Annotated in this window: 15 protein-coding genes and 1 pseudogene; 8 read left to right on the top strand and 8 right to left on the bottom strand. The window is 73.9% G+C overall.

The window, feature by feature from the left end:
- Window positions 1–42: 42 nt before the first annotated feature.
- Window positions 43–846, top strand: a pseudogene (locus tag ACZ4WH_RS21440) (substrate-binding domain-containing protein); the annotation flags it as partial.
- An 84-nt stretch (window positions 847–930) separates the two neighbouring features.
- On the top strand, window positions 931–1,134 hold the full coding sequence (locus ACZ4WH_RS21435; protein ID WP_468182690.1) for a hypothetical protein: 204 nt from the start codon (window positions 931–933) through the stop codon (window positions 1,132–1,134).
- A gap of 93 nt (window positions 1,135–1,227) precedes the next feature.
- Here the strand turns inward: ACZ4WH_RS21435 and ACZ4WH_RS21430 are convergent, their stop codons facing one another.
- The 4 genes from ACZ4WH_RS21430 to ACZ4WH_RS21415 all read right to left on the bottom strand — a co-directional run bounded on the left by ACZ4WH_RS21430 (window position 1,228) and on the right by ACZ4WH_RS21415 (window position 3,844).
- Window positions 1,228–1,455: a hypothetical protein gene (locus tag ACZ4WH_RS21430; RefSeq protein WP_468182688.1), complete on the bottom strand. Its 228-nt coding sequence runs from the start codon at window positions 1,453–1,455 to the stop codon at window positions 1,228–1,230.
- Between the two features lie 23 nt (window positions 1,456–1,478).
- On the bottom strand, window positions 1,479–2,342 hold the full coding sequence (locus tag ACZ4WH_RS21425) for an isocitrate lyase/PEP mutase family protein (RefSeq protein WP_468182686.1): 864 nt from the start codon (window positions 2,340–2,342) through the stop codon (window positions 1,479–1,481).
- Between the two features lie 159 nt (window positions 2,343–2,501).
- The gene (locus ACZ4WH_RS21420; protein ID WP_468182684.1) at window positions 2,502–3,158 is read right to left on the bottom strand and encodes a ThuA domain-containing protein; all 657 of its coding nucleotides are present in this window, start codon (window positions 3,156–3,158) and stop codon (window positions 2,502–2,504) included.
- Between the two features lie 89 nt (window positions 3,159–3,247).
- Complete coding sequence (locus ACZ4WH_RS21415) at window positions 3,248–3,844, bottom strand: membrane lipoprotein (protein ID WP_468182682.1); 597 nt, start codon at window positions 3,842–3,844, stop codon at window positions 3,248–3,250.
- Window positions 3,845–3,905: 61 nt separating this feature from the next.
- Between ACZ4WH_RS21415 and ACZ4WH_RS21410 the strand changes: the two genes are divergently transcribed.
- Window positions 3,906–4,538, top strand: coding sequence for a VOC family protein (locus ACZ4WH_RS21410; protein WP_468182680.1), 633 nt, complete (start codon window positions 3,906–3,908; stop codon window positions 4,536–4,538).
- A gap of 6 nt (window positions 4,539–4,544) precedes the next feature.
- Here the strand turns inward: ACZ4WH_RS21410 and ACZ4WH_RS21405 are convergent, their stop codons facing one another.
- Entirely contained in the window at window positions 4,545–5,756 is a 1,212-nt protein-coding gene (locus ACZ4WH_RS21405; protein ID WP_468182679.1) for a hypothetical protein, read from the bottom strand.
- A gap of 227 nt (window positions 5,757–5,983) precedes the next feature.
- Here ACZ4WH_RS21405 and ACZ4WH_RS21400 point away from each other — a divergent pair, with 227 nt between their 5' ends.
- Together ACZ4WH_RS21400 and ACZ4WH_RS21395 are read left to right on the top strand one after the other, a co-directional pair.
- Window positions 5,984–6,847, top strand: coding sequence for a DUF817 domain-containing protein (locus ACZ4WH_RS21400; RefSeq protein ID WP_468182677.1), 864 nt, complete (start codon window positions 5,984–5,986; stop codon window positions 6,845–6,847).
- A 24-nt stretch (window positions 6,848–6,871) separates the two neighbouring features.
- Entirely contained in the window at window positions 6,872–7,276 is a 405-nt protein-coding gene (locus ACZ4WH_RS21395) for a VOC family protein (RefSeq protein ID WP_468182675.1), read from the top strand.
- Here ACZ4WH_RS21395 and ACZ4WH_RS21390 read toward each other — a convergent pair.
- The 3 genes from ACZ4WH_RS21390 to ACZ4WH_RS21380 all read right to left on the bottom strand — a co-directional run bounded on the left by ACZ4WH_RS21390 (window position 7,256) and on the right by ACZ4WH_RS21380 (window position 10,910).
- Window positions 7,256–7,945, bottom strand: coding sequence for a helix-turn-helix domain-containing protein (locus ACZ4WH_RS21390; RefSeq protein WP_468182673.1), 690 nt, complete (start codon window positions 7,943–7,945; stop codon window positions 7,256–7,258). The two genes, ACZ4WH_RS21395 and ACZ4WH_RS21390, sit on opposite strands and share 21 nt — an antisense overlap.
- Before the next feature lie 437 nt (window positions 7,946–8,382).
- Window positions 8,383–9,192, bottom strand: coding sequence for a VC0807 family protein (locus ACZ4WH_RS21385; RefSeq protein ID WP_468182671.1), 810 nt, complete (start codon window positions 9,190–9,192; stop codon window positions 8,383–8,385).
- Between the two features lie 518 nt (window positions 9,193–9,710).
- Window positions 9,711–10,910: a YihY/virulence factor BrkB family protein gene (locus ACZ4WH_RS21380; protein WP_468182669.1), complete on the bottom strand. Its 1,200-nt coding sequence runs from the start codon at window positions 10,908–10,910 to the stop codon at window positions 9,711–9,713.
- Between the two features lie 130 nt (window positions 10,911–11,040).
- On the opposite strand from ACZ4WH_RS21380, the gene ACZ4WH_RS21375 reads away from it, so the two are divergent.
- The 3 genes from ACZ4WH_RS21375 to ACZ4WH_RS21365 all read left to right on the top strand — a co-directional run bounded on the left by ACZ4WH_RS21375 (window position 11,041) and on the right by ACZ4WH_RS21365 (window position 15,766).
- A complete protein-coding gene (locus ACZ4WH_RS21375; protein WP_468182667.1) occupies window positions 11,041–12,678 on the top strand; it encodes an acyl-CoA dehydrogenase family protein in 1,638 nt (545 codons plus the stop codon).
- A gap of 292 nt (window positions 12,679–12,970) precedes the next feature.
- Window positions 12,971–14,251 carry a GAF domain-containing protein gene (locus ACZ4WH_RS21370; protein ID WP_468182665.1) on the top strand — a complete coding sequence of 427 codons (1,281 nt, stop codon included), beginning with the start codon at window positions 12,971–12,973 and terminating at the stop codon, window positions 14,249–14,251.
- A gap of 180 nt (window positions 14,252–14,431) precedes the next feature.
- Window positions 14,432–15,766, top strand: a complete 1,335-nt coding sequence (locus ACZ4WH_RS21365) for a hypothetical protein (RefSeq protein WP_468182663.1) — start codon at window positions 14,432–14,434, stop codon at window positions 15,764–15,766.
- Window positions 15,767–15,955: the final 189 nt, after the last annotated feature.

Raw genomic sequence — 15,955 nt, 5'->3', positions numbered from 1 at the left:
CGGCACTCGCGGGAGAGTTCTGGTTAGGGCGCGGGGCGGCAGGGGGGGGAGGTGGCGGCGGACGAGGCGGGCCGGGGGGTGGTGGTCTCGGCCGGGCCGCCCCGGCCCCGAGGCGGCGCCCGCCCGGAGCGCGACTGGCTGGACAAGCTGACCACGCGCGGCTCCTCGGGCGTGCTGGTCAACCTGGCGGAGCTGTCCGCGTCGCAGTACGCCTGGCTGGACCATCACCGCATCCCGTACGTGCTCATCGACCCGGCGCACGAGCCGCCGGCCGGGGTGGTGTCGGTCGGGGCGGCCAACTGGCAGGGCGGGGTGAGCGCGACCGAGCATCTGCTGGGTCTCGGGCACGAGCGGATCGCGGTGATCGCCGGGCACCGGCGCACGATGGCCGACGGCGCCCGGGTGGCCGGCTACCGCTCGGCGCTTGCCTCGGCGGGCGTGCGGCACCGCGCCGAGTACGTCCGGCACTCGGCCTTCGACGAGGCCACCGCCCGGCTGCGCACGCACGAACTGCTGGACCTGCCCGAGCCGCCCACCGCGGTGTTCGTGTGCTCGGACCGGATGGCGCTCGGGGTGTGCGCTGCGCTGGCCGAGCGGGAGGTGCGGGTGCCGGACGACATGAGCGTGGTGGGCTTCGACGATCTGCCCGAGGCCCGCTGGGTCACCCCGGCGCTGACCACCGTACGCCAGCCGCTGGCGGAGATGGCGGCCACGGCGCTGCGGTTGCTGGTGCGGATGATGCGGGGCGACCGCCCCGAGGGGACGCGGACGGAGCTGTCGACCCGGCTGGTGCAGCGCGCGAGCACGGCCCCGCCCGCCAACCGCCCTGCCGGGTACCGCCCGTGACGAGGGAACGGCCAACTGCGTGATGTCGGCGGCCGGTTCGGGCGCGGAAGGTGCCCCTGTCCCGGTGGAGATCGTTCGCCGGACATGAACCACTCCACCCGTATCGCCGCGGCCCTCTCCGTGGCCGCGGTCGCCCTGGTCACCGCCTACGGCACGGCCCATGCCGCCTCCCGCACCCTCGCTCCCGGACAGCAGCGCGTCACCGTGGCCTCGCCCGCCGACGAGCACGACCCGAAGGAGGACGTCGAACTCGACGAGAGGGGCCGCCCCGATCTCAAGGAGGACTGAGTCCCCGGGGCGGAACGCCACGGGCCGGCGACACGGTGACGGCCGGGCACCTCCCGCAGGGGGTGCCCGGCCGTCGTGTGGTCCGGTTGTCGCTCAGTCCTCCTCGCCCTGGCCGGCTCCCACGAGGGCCTCGACCACGTCCACGGCGCTGCCGTCGTGGTCGCTGCCGGCGGTGCCGCTGCCGGTCTGGAGGTTGGCCGCGCGATCGACCTCGAGCCACGAGTCGGCGTGGGAGTTGTCGATCACGGTGATCAGGCTCCCGGACGCGACGGCGGGTACGGCGCCGGCCCCGAGGAGCACGGCGGCGACCGCCGTGGCCATGCCGAGCCTCGGTACGGCACCGGTCACACGCCCACGCCCTCGGGGGTGAGCCGCTCGCGGGCGATGTTGCGCTCCAGCAGGCTGGTGGCGGCCTTCACGCCGACGCCGCTCGCGGGGTCCACCTCCGGCAGCCGGCCGTCGGCCGCCTTCAGGCCGGCGAGCGCGGAGTCCATCGCCTCGTGCGCGGCGAACAGGCACGGGGTGCTGTAGATGGCGACGTCCACGCCGAGGTCGGACAGTTCACCGAGGGACAGGCGGGGCGACTTGCCGCCGGCGATCTGGTTGAACAGCAGCGGCTTGTCCCCGACCACCTCACGGATCCGCTTGATCCACTCGACGCTGCGCACCCCGTCGACCAGCACCACGTCGGCGTCCGTGGCCGCCAGCTGTTCGGCGCGGTGCAGGATGTCGTGCTCGTCGGTGGCGTCCGTGCGGGCGACGACGACCAGGTCCTTGCGGGTTTCCAGGACCTTGTGCAGCTTCTCCAGGTACTCCTCCAGGGGCAGCACCTGCTTGCCGTCGGCGTGGCCGCAGCGGCGGGGCCGCTTCTGGTCCTCCAGGATCACCCCGGAGGCGCCGATGCGCTCCAGTCCCTCGACGACGTGACAGGCGACCTCGGGGTCGACGTACCCGTCGTCGATGTCGACCAGCAGGTGGTGGTGGGGGAACGCGCCCCGCAGTCGCTGGACGAAGGCCACCATGTCGGGCCAGGCGATGAATCCGATGTCCGGCAGTCCGTAGTACGAGGCCGCGAAGCCGAAGCCCGATACGAACATCCCATCGTAGTGCTTGGCCGCGATCGACGCCGAGTACATGTCGTACACGCCGATCAGCGGTGTGGTTCCGGGACCGGCGATGCGCTCGCGCAGCTTGTTTCCGTAGGTCAAGGTCGGCTCCTCCTGTGGGTGGGTGACGCGGGGCGGAAGGGGGGCCGCCGCGTCTCGACGCCCTTTGCCAAGACAAGAGCATGTCTAGATAGTCACGTGACCTTCCTCCTACGCCAGCTTTACTCACTCCAACGGCGCAATCGGTTCACCGCAGAAACGTCACTGGGTGGCCGTTGCCGCCCAGGTGAGGCCCCCGTTCAGGTGGGCCAGGAAGACCGGGTCGCGGTAGGCGTCGGCGGCGTGACCGAGGGCGGTGTAGAACACGCGTCCGCCTTCGGGGCCCCGCTCGCGGCACCAGGCCAGCGGGTGGTCCGCGCCCATCCCGCCGCCGTCGTACGACGACTCGTCGGCGCGCAGCAGCACGCGCGCCCCGCCGCCCGGGGAATGGTCGAAGTCGTACCACTCGTCGGTGAACTCCCACACCGCCGGCACCTGCCGGGTGGCGGGGTGGGTGGGGTCCGCGACGAGGGCCCGGCCCGGCTGGTGGGCGGGGTGCCGGGTGAAGCGGGCGCCGAGCAGTTCGCCGTAGTACGGCCACCCGTACTCGGTGCAGGCCGCCGCGTGCACCCCGGCGAAGCCGCCGCCCGACCGGACGTACCGCTCCAGCCGCTCGCGCCCGGCCGGGGTCAGCACGTCCCCGCTGGTGGAGAGGAAGACCACGGACGCGAACCCGTCCAGCGGCCGTTCGAGGTCCGCGGAGTCCTCGGTGTGCTCGACGGCGAACCGGCCGGACGCCCGCACGGCGGCGACGGCGTCCGGGATGGAGTCGTGGCGGTAGTCGGCGGTACGGGTGAAGAGGAGGAGACGAGGAGGCATGCCACGGGACTCTAGGCGCACGCCCGCCGACCCGGCGGGGCGGTCCACCGCTCCCCGGCCCGGCGCCGTCCGGTCACGGGGCGTTCCGCTCAACCACCCTCGCCCACGCTGTTGTCGGGCGCTCCGTCGCCGTACGACGGCAGGTCCCCGCGCCGCACCGGTGCCGTCGCCGTGGGGACCGGCGGCAGGAGTGCGGCGAGTTCCGCCGGTGCGGGGCGGTGGACGGCGTCCGCGGCGCCGCGGAGCACGTCGGACGGGACCTTCTCGCCGCTGATCCGCACCACTTGGCCCTTCGCGGGTGTCAGGCAGGTGTAGCCCTCCGGGCAGTCGGCGGCGCTGCCCCGCTCGGCGTGGAGGTGGAGCACGGCGCCGTTCTTCGCCCAGTACGCGACGGAGAAGCCGTCGTCCCCGTTCACGCCGACGGACTGCTGCGCGAGCGTGAAGCCCGGCACCTCGGTGACGTAGACGAGTTCCGGCGCGATGCCCAACGCGCGGAGCCGGAGGTCCAGTTCGGCGCGCCGGACGCTCGGGGACGCCGATTCCCGGACGCTCGGGGACGCCGACGCCCGGGCATCGCCGGACGCCGGCTCCCGGGCATCGCCGGTGTCCGCCTTCTCGGTGCCGCACGCCGTGAGCAGTGCGGGAAGGACCAGGAGCAGCGGCAGGGCGCGTGCGGTACGGATCATGCGCCCATGGTGCCGCAGGGGCGTTCCCGGGGACGGCCCCGATCCCGTAACCTCCTGCGCGATGAACGCGATTCCGCCACTGCTGGACCATCTCGTCCTCGCCACGCCCGACCTGAACGCGACGGTCACCGAGTTCGCGCGGCGGACCGGGGTCACTCCGGCGCCCGGCGGGGTGCACGTCGGACTGGGTACGCGCAACCATCTGGTGGGACTGGGCGGCCGGAGCTATCTGGAGATCCTCGGGCCCGATCCGGACCAGCCGGAGCCTGCCGGGCCACGGCCGTTCGGTGTCGACCGGCTGACCGCGCCGACCGTGCTGACCTGGGCGATCAGCCCGCCCGAGCTGGACGCGACGATCACCGGGGCGCGGGCGCGGGGCCATGACCCGGGCCCGGTACGGCCGATGAGCCGCCGCACCCCGGACGGCACCCTGCTGCGGTGGCGGCTGACCGACGCCGGCCTCGGCGAGACGGGGGGCCTGGTGCCGTTCCTCATCGACTGGGGCGACTCCCGGCACCCGGCCGACTCGGGACTGCCGGTCACCCCGCTGCTGGCGGTGTCGGCGTCGGCGCCCGAACCCGAGCGGGTGCGCGGCCCGCTGACGGCCCTGGGCACCTCGCTCAGGCTCACCATGGGGCCGTTCGAGCTCTCCTTCACCGTGGACAGCCCGAACGGGCCGGTCGTCTTCGACTGAGGAGTGCTAGTACAGGTCGCGGGGCGGCGGGAACCGGCTCGCGCGGTCGTGGACACGCCGCAGCCAGGGCCGACGGACCTCCGGCATCCCGGCCAAAGTGCGCACGAACAGGCTCTGGTCGAGCCGGAACGGGCTCCGGGGACGCAGCGGCAGCGGGTCGTCGCGTTGCACGTCCCGGGGCAGGCCTCCGGTCACGGGCAGCCGCGCCCCGTCCTGCCGGTCGTGGCGGAAGGCCAGGACCGTCCACACATCGGCAGGCAGCGGCACGACCGGAACACCGGCACCCACCCGCCACACCTCACCGGTCTGCGGGTGCACGGGCACGAGCGCGATGCGGGGGGCGGGGCTGCGCGCGGTCAGGCTGGGGCCGACGGTGGGGACGCCGGGACCTACGGTCGGGACGCGGGGGCCGGAAGCAGGCAAGCCTGAGCCGACGGTGGGAACGTCGGGGCCGGGAGCGGGCAAGCCTGAGCCGACGGTGGCAACGTCGGGCCCGGAAGCCTGCAAGCCTGGGCCGGACAGGGATAGCGTGCGGGTCGGTGGGCCGGGTGGCAGGAGGGTCGTGAGCGCGCGGCCGAACATGTCCGTGGCGGGCCCGGCGGGCAGCGCCACCGGCTCGCCCTCGGATGCCACCAGCAGATGGGCGAGGGCGACGCTCGCCGCCGCCTCCCACTGCGGGCTCCACCAGCCGTCCGGCTCGACCGGGGGCGTGCCGCACTCCCGAAGGACGGTGTCCCAGTCGGCGACCGGGTCGGCGGGGCCCGCCACGCGCTCCACGGCGGTCGGGTGGAGCCGGACCACCTGCCAGTAGGAGCAGTCGTCGATACGGGTCGCCACCGGCTCGCCGCAGGCCGCGCAGGCCAGGTTGGGACCGGCTCCGCCGTCGAGGCCCAAACAGTAGCCCTCGCACCGGTCCGGGACGAGGACCGTACCCCGGACGTCACCCGGCGCCGTCACGATCGCTCCCGGCGGACCGAGGGACAGGAAGGGAACCGGCGCGAACACGCCCCGGGCCGCCGCCTCCTCCTCGGTGATCTCCGAGCACGGCCGCCAGGGCGGCCCCCAGGGCTCCGGGTCGACGGCGTAGGTCCCGGACTCCATCAGCACCGGAAGCATCTCGTGCCCGTACCGGTGCCGCGCCCGCACGGGCAGCGCCACCCGTCGCAGCGGCACGGTCAACTCCGCACCGCATCCGGCGCACACGAACACATCGGCCAACTACCACTCCCCTCACCGGACCACCGGATCATCCAGGCCCCCTCGCCGGCCCGCAACGAGATTTCGGCGGCGGTCAAGCGGCAGGGCGGCGTTGGGGCCGTGCGCCGGGATCGTTCCTGGGCAGTGCCGGTCCGCATGCCAGGCCATGCCGGAACCACACTCCCCATTTGAACGTGTTCAAATGAGGCCCTACCATCGGGCCCTCGCTGTCGCGCGAAGGAAGGGGCATGCGCAACGAGGAGAGGTCCGCCGCGAGCGGGCTCCGGCAAGGGTTCGGACAACTGGTGCGGTTCGGGATGGTCCAGGCCCGCGCCTGCGCCTTCGCCGTGGCGCTGCTGGCCGGGATCGGTGCCTCCCGGCTGCTGCCCCCGCTGCCCGTGGCGCGCTACGACCTGGTCCTCGTCTACGGCGTGCTGCTCACCCTCGTCGCCCGCCGGGTGGGCTGGGAGACCCGGCGCGACACCGCCGTGATCGCCGTGTGCCATGTGCTGGGGCTGCTGTTCGAGCTGGTCAAGGTGCGTCTGGGGTCGTGGAGTTACCCGGAGGACGCCCTCACCAAGGTCGCCGGAGTGCCGCTGTACGGCGGCTTCATGTACGCGGCCGTCGCCAGTTACGTGTGCCGGGCCCGGCGGCTGATGCGGCTGCGCTACACCCGCTACCGCGCCGCCGCCACGACCCTGGTGGCCGCCGCCGTCTACCTCAACTTCTTCACCCACCACTGGATACCGGACCTGCGCTGGCCGCTCGCGGTGGCGATGACCGCCGCGACCGCCGGGACCTGGGTGGGCTTCAGCGTGGGCGCCCACCGCTACCGCATGCCGCTCGCCGTCTCCTTCGTGCTGATCGGCTTCTTCCTGTGGGTCGCCGAGAACGCCGCGACCTACGCGGGCGCCTGGAGCTACCCGCAGCAGCTCGGCGGCTGGCAGCCGGTGCCGCTGACCAAGTTCGGCGCCTGGTCGCTGCTGATCAGCGTGACGTTCGTGCTCGTCGAACACCTCGGGACGGCCGGCCGGAACCGCTGCGCGAGGCACCCGGAGCCGAGCCCGCGACCGTGCCCGCCGCCGGTGTCCGATTCCTTCAAGACCGGCTGACCGGCCGCCGCCTACGGTGGCCGTATGACCGTACGATTCGCCGTGATCGGCCTGGTCGCCTCCGACCTGGCCGCCTCGCTCGCCTTCTACCGCCGCCTCGGGCTGGTCTTCCCCGACGGAGCCGAGGACCAGCCGCATGTCGAGGCCGAACTGCCCGGCGGGCTGGTGCTCGCCCTGGACACCGAGGAGACCATCCGTTCCTTCCACTCCGGCTGGGAGCCGCCCGCCGGCGGAGGGCGGGTCGCGCTCGCCTTCCGCTGCGACTCCCCCGCCGAGGTCGACGCCCGCTACGAGGAGCTGGTGGCCGCCGGTCACCACGGAGAACTCAAGCCGTGGGACGCCTTCTGGGGACAGCGCTACGCCACCGTGCACGACCCCGACGGCAACGCGGTCGACCTGTTCGCCCCGCTACCCGCGCCCGGCGAGTAGCTCCCCGAGCGGCATCCCCGCCAGCTCCCGCACCTCCCGCGCCAGATGGGGCTGGTCCGCATAGCCCGCGCGGACCGCCGTCTCCGCGTACGGCGTCCCGGAGCGGGCCAGGGCCAGCGCTCGCTGGAGGCGCAGGATGCGGGCCAGGGTCTTCGGGCCGTAACCGAACGCGGTCAGGCAGAGGCGGTGCAACCGGCGTGCGCCGAGGCCGAGTTCGGCGGCCGTGGCGGCCACCGGGCGGCCCTCGTCCAGGCACTCCACCACCCGGCGCAGCAGCGGGTCCGGGGATTCCGCCTCCGCCGCCCTGTCCAGGGCGATGTCCTCCAGTGCGCTCGCCGGGTCGGGAGCCGCGGCGACCCGGTCGCACAGCCGCCGGACCCTCGCCGCGGGCCAGAGGTCCGCCAGCTCCACCCGGAGATCGCGCAGTTCGTGCGCCGGAACGCCGAGCAGGGCGGGCGCGGTGCCGGGGAAGAAGCGGACGCCCACCCAGGAACGGGCCGGACCCTCGGGGACATAGGGCCGAGTATCGGGACCGGCGACCAACAGCCGCCCCTCGGTCCACATCAGATCCATGCAGCCATCGGGCAACACGGGCCGGACACCGGCGCCGACCGGAGAGTTCCTCCACACGACCGCACCGGCCACCCGGGACACCCGCTCCGCGTACACGCAAGCCAGCGTACGCCGCCGAGGATGCCCGTACGGGGGCCTGCTCGGTGGCCGAGGCGGCGGCCCTGGAGGACGAGAACACACGGGCGGACCCCCGCTCGGGTGGGGGACCGGGAAGGCCAGGACGGCTGGTCGGGATCGCCGCCGAGCGACGGACCGGGAAGGCGAGCGCGGAGGGGCCGGGCCACCGCCGGCTGGAGGACCGGGAACGCGACGGCCGCCCGGGCGAAGGCACCGCCGGTGGTCCACGGGAAGGCCACCGCGTCCGGACATGGCCGCCACCAGGCGACGGACTGGGAAGACCATGACCGCCTGGGCGGAGCCCCCGGTGACGGACCGGGAAGGCGAGCGCGCCTGGGCCGCCGGGTGGTCGTCGGGTTGCCTGTCGGAAGGCCGGAGCGCACGGGTGGAGCCGTCGTCGGTGTCCGGCCGCACCGTCAGCTCGGGTGTGGGGACGCCGGGGCGGGGCTGCCTCGGTGTGCCGTCGTCGGGGCCGGGGCCCCGAACAGCGGGAGGGCGTGGCGTATGCGGAAGCGGCGGGTATAGAGGGCGGTGGCCCCGGCGGTCAGGCCCAGCAGGAGCAGCGAGACGGTGCGGTCCAGCAGCGGCACCGTATCGGTCGGCAGCATCGCGGCGGCGACTGAGCCGAGGGCGCCGTCGAGGAGCTGCTCGGCTCCCCAGAGCGAAGTGAGGACACGCAGGCCTCGGCGGAACGCGGCACTGTCCTGCCAGATCCTGTCCCGTGCGCGGGCCGCGCTTCCCTGGTGCAGTCGCTGTCCCAGCTGGAACGCCAGGGGTCTGTGAGTGAACGCGGTACCGAGCGCCCAGCCGCCGACCGCGAGGGACAGTGCCGCGTTCTTGAACAGCAGGACGCGGGGGCCGCCGCCGATCAGGGACACCAGCGCGGCGGCGGCCAGCAGGACCGTGAAGAACAGGTCCACACCGTCGACCCGGCGGTGCCGCACCGCGCCGGCCAGCAGGCGCAGGGCCGGTGGCGCACCGCTCAGCAACAGGGCCGCTGTCTGGCCGGCGCCGAGCGCCCGGGCCGCGTAGTAGACGAGGAGCGGGAGGAGGATGTCCACGGCGAGGGAGAGCAGGGGGCCGCGGGCGGTACCGGCTGGCCTCGGAGCCTCGGCGGACCCGACGGACCCGACGGACCCGGCGGACTCGACAGACCCGGCGGACCCGGCAGACCCGACAGACCCGGCGGACCCGACAGACCCGGCGGACCCGACGGACCCGTCCATCCGGTCTGTCCTGCCACTCGCGGCACTCCGGCCCGTTCCGCCGCTCTCGGCAGCCCCGTCCGCCCACCGCCCCGTACCGCTCCGTCGTGCGCGTCCCGTCATGTCCGTCATGTCCGCTGCCTCCTCGCCCGGTGCCGGGAGCCGTACCGGGCGGCGCGACGAACGGCGGCCGTGCCCGACTGGCTGCTGCGGCCGGACGCCTCCGGCCTGCACCTTCACGTCATTCACGCTAGGCGCGGGACGGGGTCCGGCGGATCGGCGCAGGGGTGGAGTGCCGGGTGGACATTTCGGGGACAAGCGCAGCCGCCTTCTCCACCGCAGGGTCCACACCCGAGGGTGGAGACGTGCTTCACGACGGGGATCAGGGAGGGCCACTCACAGCCGTCAACCACTCACAGCCGTCAACCGATCACAGCCACCGCACGCTCCCGCGCCCGCCGCCGCCTCTCAGCGGCCGGACTCGGACTCGGACCCGCACACCCGCGTCCGCCCCTCCACAGCCCGAGTCGGCCGGACGGTCACTGCACCGGACGCGCCGTACCGCCATCCCCGCCCTTGCCTCCGGCGCCCCCGGCGCCCCCATTGCCCTTGTGCGCGTGATGCGGGTTCTTCGCGTGGGTGCGGAGGCGGGCCGTCACGTCCTCCGGAGGGAGGAAGCGGGACCAGCGTTCGGGGAACTCGGAGGGCATGTCGGGATCGTCGGGGTCGTCGGGATCGGCCGCGCGGGCCGCCGCGGCGCGGGCGACGTACTCGGCGACCTGCGCCTGCCGCATCCGCTCGTTCGCCTCGCGCGCCGCGGCCGTGGCCGCGGCGGGCCAGACCCGGTCGATGGCCGCGTTCACGGCCGCGCCGACGAGCACGGCGAACGCGGACACACCGATCCACAGCAGGACGGCGACGGCGGCGGCGAGGGAGCCGTAGATGGTGGCGCCCTCGATGGTGTTCGTGAGGTAGATACGCAGCAGGAAGCTGCCCAGGACCCACATGGCGAGGGCGACCAGGGCGCCGGGCACGTCCTCGATCCACGGGGAGCGGACCGGCACCGAGACGTGGTACAGGGTCGTCAGGAAGACGATGGACAGGACGATCACAACGGGCCAGTACAGGACCTGGACGACCGTCTCCGACCAGGGCAGGATGCGCACGACCGCGTCCGGCCCGGCCACCATCAGCGGCAGCGCCACCGAGCCGATCAGCAGCGCCACGATGAACAGCAGGAACGCCATGATCCGGGTCCTGACGATGCCCCGGACGCCGTCGAGGCCGTACATGACGGTGATGGTGTCGATGAAGACGTTCACCGCGCGCGAGCCCGACCACAGGGCGAACAGGAAGCCGATGGAGATGACGTCGGGCCGGCCGCCCTTCATCACGTCGTGCAGGATCGGCTCGGCGATCTCCTTGACGCCCTTGTCGGACAGCACCGTGCGGGAGGCCTCCAGGAGGTTGGTCTCCAGGCTGTGGATGGTGTCGGCGCCGGTCCAGTCGTCGACGTAGCCGAGCAGTCCGATCAGGCTCAGCAGCAGCGGCGGCACGGACAGCAGCGTGAAGAACGCCGCCTCCGCCGCCAGGCCCAGGATGCGGTACTCCATGCAGGAGTTGACGGTGTCCTTGAGCAACAGCCAGGCGGTCCTGCGCTTGGAGACGTTCCGGTAGAGGGCTCTGGCCCGGTGGAGCCGGCCGGCCGGCCGCTCTGGGGTTTCACTTGCTGGCTGCACGTCCTAACGGTATCCGCCGGACCGGGCCGCCCTCACCTTCCGGGGGCGATCACGGAGGAGGCACATCGATTTCCGGCGCTGTGCCACTCTGGAGGCCATCACCGCCGCCGTCCCGGGTAGGTTCGCAATCATGGCAGGCACCTCCACCCACACCGTGACGAACCAGCCGCCTCCGCTGGCCGGCTACGACGTCTTCACCGCCGACCGTGCCCTCGTCGAGGCCGTCGACCGGTACACCGGCGCGGATGTCCTGGAGGAGGTGCGGGCCGAGCTGTCCGCGCTCGGCCGGGCCGCCGGTTCTGTGCAGCTCCAGGAGTGGGCGGTGCAGGCGAACGAGCAGCCGCCCCGGCTGCGCAGCCACGACCGGTACGGCCACCGGATCGACGAGGTCGACTTCCACCCGGCCTGGCACCGGCTGCTCGGCAAGGCCGTCTCGGCGGGGCTGACCGGCGCCTGGACGCGGCCCTCGGGGCATGTGCGCCGGGCGGCCGGGTTCCTGGTCTGGACGCAGGTCGAGGCGGGCACCTGCTGCCCGCTGTCGATGACGCACGCGGCCGTGCCCGCGCTGCGCGCCGACGCGGAGCTGGCCGCCGAGTGGGAGCCCCGGCTGGCGTCCACGGTCTACGACCGGGAGCTGCGGCCCGTCGATCAGAAACCCGGCGCGCTGTTCGGGATGGGCATGACCGAGAAGCAGGGCGGCAGCGACGTCCGCGCGAACACCACCGCGGCGCGGCCCCTCGTGGAGGACGGCACGTACACGCTGACGGGGCACAAGTGGTTCTGCTCGGCGCCGATGTCGGACGCGTTCCTGGTGCTGGCGCAGGCCCCGGGCGGGCTCACCTGCTTCCTGGTCCCGCGGCTGCTGCCCGACGGCGGTCGCAACGTCTTCCTGATCCAGCGGCTGAAGGACAAACTGGGCAACCGCTCGAACGCCTCGGCCGAGGTCGAGTTCGACGGCACCTGGGCGCGCCGGGTCGGCGAGGAGGGCCGCGGGGTGCGCACGATCATCGGGATGGTCACCGCGACCCGGCTGGACTGCGCGCTCGGCTCGGCGGGGCTGATGCGGCAGGCGGTGGCGCAGGCCGTGCACCACTGCGCGCACCGGGAGGCGTTCGGCGGGAAGCTGGTCGACAAGCCGCTGATGCGCAACGTCCTCGCCGATCTCGCGCTGGAGTCGGAGGCGGCGACGGCGCTCGCGCTGCGCCTCGCCGCGGCCTGCGACGACGACGGCGAGCAGGAGCGGGCCTTCCTGCGGCTCGCGGTGCCCGCCGCCAAGTTCTGGATCACCAAGCGCTGCGCGCCGGTGGCCGTGGAGGCCGCCGAGTGCCTGGGCGGCAACGGGTACGTCGAGGAGTCCGGCCTGCCCCGGCTGGTACGGGAGTCGCCGCTGAACTCCATCTGGGAGGGCGCCGGGAACGTGCAGGCGCTGGACGTGCTCCGAGCCCTGCAACGGGAGCCGGGCGCGCTGGACGCCTGCCTCACCGAGATCGGCCAGGCGCACGGCGCCGACCACCGGCTGGACCGGGCGGTGAAGGACCTGTTCACCGAACTCGCCGATCTGGACGGCGTCGAGGGGCGCGCCCGGCGCCTGGTGGAACGGCTCGCGCTGGTTCTCCAGGGCTCCCTCCTGGTGCGGTACGCCCCGCCGGAGGTCGCCGACGCCTTCTGCGCCTCCCGCCTGGGCGGTGACCATGGAGCATCTTTCGGCACGTTGCCGGCGGGCTTGGACCTGGAGTCGGTGGTGGACCGCGCACGCCCGACGCGGTGACGCGCAGACCGGCCTGACCTGCCGAGCCGGCCCTGCCTCGGAGGAAGGGGGTGGTGCTGCGCCGACACGGCACCACCCCCCACCACCTGGGTCAAGTCTCAGCCACGCCCCGACGGTTCACCAGGGTTGCAGGGGGTTGCAACTTATGGGGGCACATGCGCGAAGTCTGTGCCTCCGCCATGCGCGGAACGGCAGTATGAGAGGCACAGCCGGACCGGAAACCGCCGCCCGGACGGCTTGACAAGTGTGTTCGACACCCTTTCCCGGGAGGACCGTAGTGGTGAACCCGCCGATGAACGTGGCGCGCCTGGCCGCCGTGGACGCGGCGCAGGCGGCACGGGTGCTGAGCGAGGTGCGCGAGGCCACGCTCGCCGGGCAGCGTGCGCGGCTCGCGCCCCGTCCGGTGATCGAGCAGTCGTGGGGGCGGATGCTGCGCAGTGGCGTCGATCCCGAACGCGACTTCAGGTCCGGGCTGTTGCCCTCGGACGAGGTGCGGCGCCGACGGGAGGAGTCGCCGCTGCGCCATGTCCTGCCGGTGCTGCGGGAAGGGCTGCTTTCGGTCGCGGACCTCGCCCAGCACATCATGGTCGTCGCGGACGCCGACGGGCGCGTGCTGTGGCGGGAGGGGGCGCCCTCGGTGCTGCGCAAGGCGGACGGGCTCGGCTTCGAACTCGGCGCGGACTGGCGGGAAGACGTCGTCGGCACCAACGGGGTGGGCACCCCGGCGGTGGTACGGCGGCCGGTCCAGGTGTTCGCCGCCGAGCACTTCGTACGGTCGCACACCTCCTGGACCTGTACGGGCGCCCCGATCACCGATCCACGGGACGGCCGGCTGCTCGGGGTGGTGGACGTCAGCGGCCCGCTGGAGACCATGCATCCGGCGACCCTCGCCTGGGTGGACTCGGTGGCCAAGCTGGCCGAGGCCCGGCTGCGGGAGCTGCATTCGGCCTCGCTGGAGAGGCTGCGGGCCGTGGCGGCGCCGGTACTGGCCCGGCTGGCCGGGCGCGCGCTGGTGGTGGACCGCGACGGCTGGGCAGCGGCCGTGACCGGGATGCCGTACGTGCGGCGGGTGACGCTGCCCAAGACGCTGGCGCCGGGCCGCCGGTGGCTGCCCTCGCTCGGCTCGTGCGCGGTGGAGCCACTCACCGGGGGCTGGCTGCTGCGGGCCGAGGAGGAGCCGCGGGCCGGTGGCCGCCGGATCGTGCTGGACCTCGCCCGGCCGGGCCGCCGCACGATGACGGTCACGGCGTCGGCGGGCTCCTGGTCGCGGGAACTGAGTCCGCGCCATGCCGAGTTGCTGTTCCTGCTGGCCGAGCACCGTACCGGGCGCGGGGCGGCGGGGCTGGCCGAGGATCTGTTCGGTGATCCTTCCCGGACCGTGACCGTACGGGCGGAGATGTCCAGAATCCGGAGGTATCTGGGGGAACTTCTCCAACATCGGCCGTATCGTTTCTGCGACGATGCGGAAGTGGAAGTAACACTTCCGGAAGATTTGTCCGACCTGCTCCCCCAGTCGTCAGCACCGGCGGTGACCCGGAAACGGAATGCCGTGCACGAGGGCCGAACCGAGTAGCCCGGACAGCGGCGACCACCCGGCCGGCCACGGCCCCGCAGGCGCGTCTTCCGCCCATCTGCGCGGTCTTGGCCCTGCGCGGCCCGTTCCTGCCGTAGCATCCCGTACGGGCCTCCCCACCTGCTCCTCGCGTCAACGTACGGATCACCAGGCGCAGTTGGCCCGCCCTCTGGAGGAGAGATGAAGCATCGCGGCAGACACCGCCGACGCAGACGGGGCGCGGCACTGCGCGCCGTCCTGACGGGCACCGCGCTGGCGCTCACCGCCGCGGCCACCCTGATCAGCGCCTCCCAGGCAGAGGTCGCCCAGGACCCGGGGGCGCTGAAGCCGCTGACCTCCCCGGCGGACACCAGCCGGCTCCGCCTCCAGGAGCACCTGGTCCCCGCGCGCTCCCTGGACCGGCTCGCCGCCGCGATGGGCCGGCCGGTCGGTGTGGACGCCGTGCTGGAGAGCGCCGACCGCACCATGAGCGAGGGCGACGGCTGCTCCGCCGGTGACCGCGCCTCCCTGCCCGTCGCTCCGGCCGCCACCCGCGCCTACTGCTGGGACCCGGCCGACACCACCACCGACGACTGGCGGCCCGCCTCGGTGACCACCTCCGGGGACGCCGACGACGACGGTGTCTGGGGCACCCACCGGGTCGTCCTCGCCGGCTGGACGCACAGCGCCGCCACCGGCCGCCCCGCCGAGCGGGGCCTCGCCCGGGTCGCCTTCGTCGACGCGGACGACCCCGCGCACCTCTCCTACCGCTGGGTGCTGCTGGTGGTGCCGGTCGACGGCGGCCGGGACTACCGGGGCCTGACCTCCGGCGTCTCCGGCATGGTCTGGTACCAGAACAAGCTGCTGGTCACCACCACGGCCGGCGGCGCCGACGCGCTCTACGTCTACGACCTCGACCGCATCCAGCGCACCACGGTCGACGGGCCCGCGATCGGCCGCGTGGCCGGCGGCTGGTCCGCCGACGGCTACGGCTACGTACTGCCCGCGGTCGCCTCGTACCGCTTCGCCTCGGGCCGCTGCGCCCCTTCCGGGCCGCCCTGTCCCGGCGCGCTCGCCCTCGACCGCGGTTCGGCGCCCGACAGCCTGGTCGCCGCGGAGTGGACCGGGCCCGGCGGCGACCGCCGCGCCCGGCTGTGGCGGTACGCGTTCAGCACCGATCCTGCGCGCCCCGGGCTGCTCGCCACGGACGCCTGGGGGCGGGCGGACGCGGTGGAGGCGTACCGGACCCGGGCGGACGGGGTCCGGGGTGTGCTGTCGTACCGGAAGCCCGGGGCGGACGAGCCGTCCTGGTATGTGGGACGGCTGCCCGAGTCGCAGGACGGGCACGGCGGACTGTGGCGGCAGGACACCGAGGGGGCCCGGGCGGCCCGCTGCGGCGCCGACGCCTCGGACCGCTGCTGGGCGCGGGACGCGGGCTCCCTCTCCTACTGGCAGGCGACCGGCGAGGTGTGGTCGCTGTCCGACCGCATGCTGTTCGCGCTGCCACTGGCCGAGCTGGACCGCGCCCTGGACTGACGGCCGCCCCTGTCGACCGGCTCCGGGGGCCGTGGTGCGGCTCGACTCGGAGGCCGTGGTGGCGCTCGACTTCGGGTGTCGTGGTGCCGCTCGGCTTCGGAGGCCGTGGCGCCGCTCGGCTCCGAGGGCCGTGGTGCCGCTCGCCCCCGGGGGTCGTGGCGCCGCTCGGCTCCGAGGGCCGGTCTGCCG

This window comes from Streptomyces sp. NPDC029138 (assembly GCF_055564375.1).
Note: the sequence above shows the minus strand (reverse complement) of the source record. Positions and strands in the feature narration are given on the sequence as shown.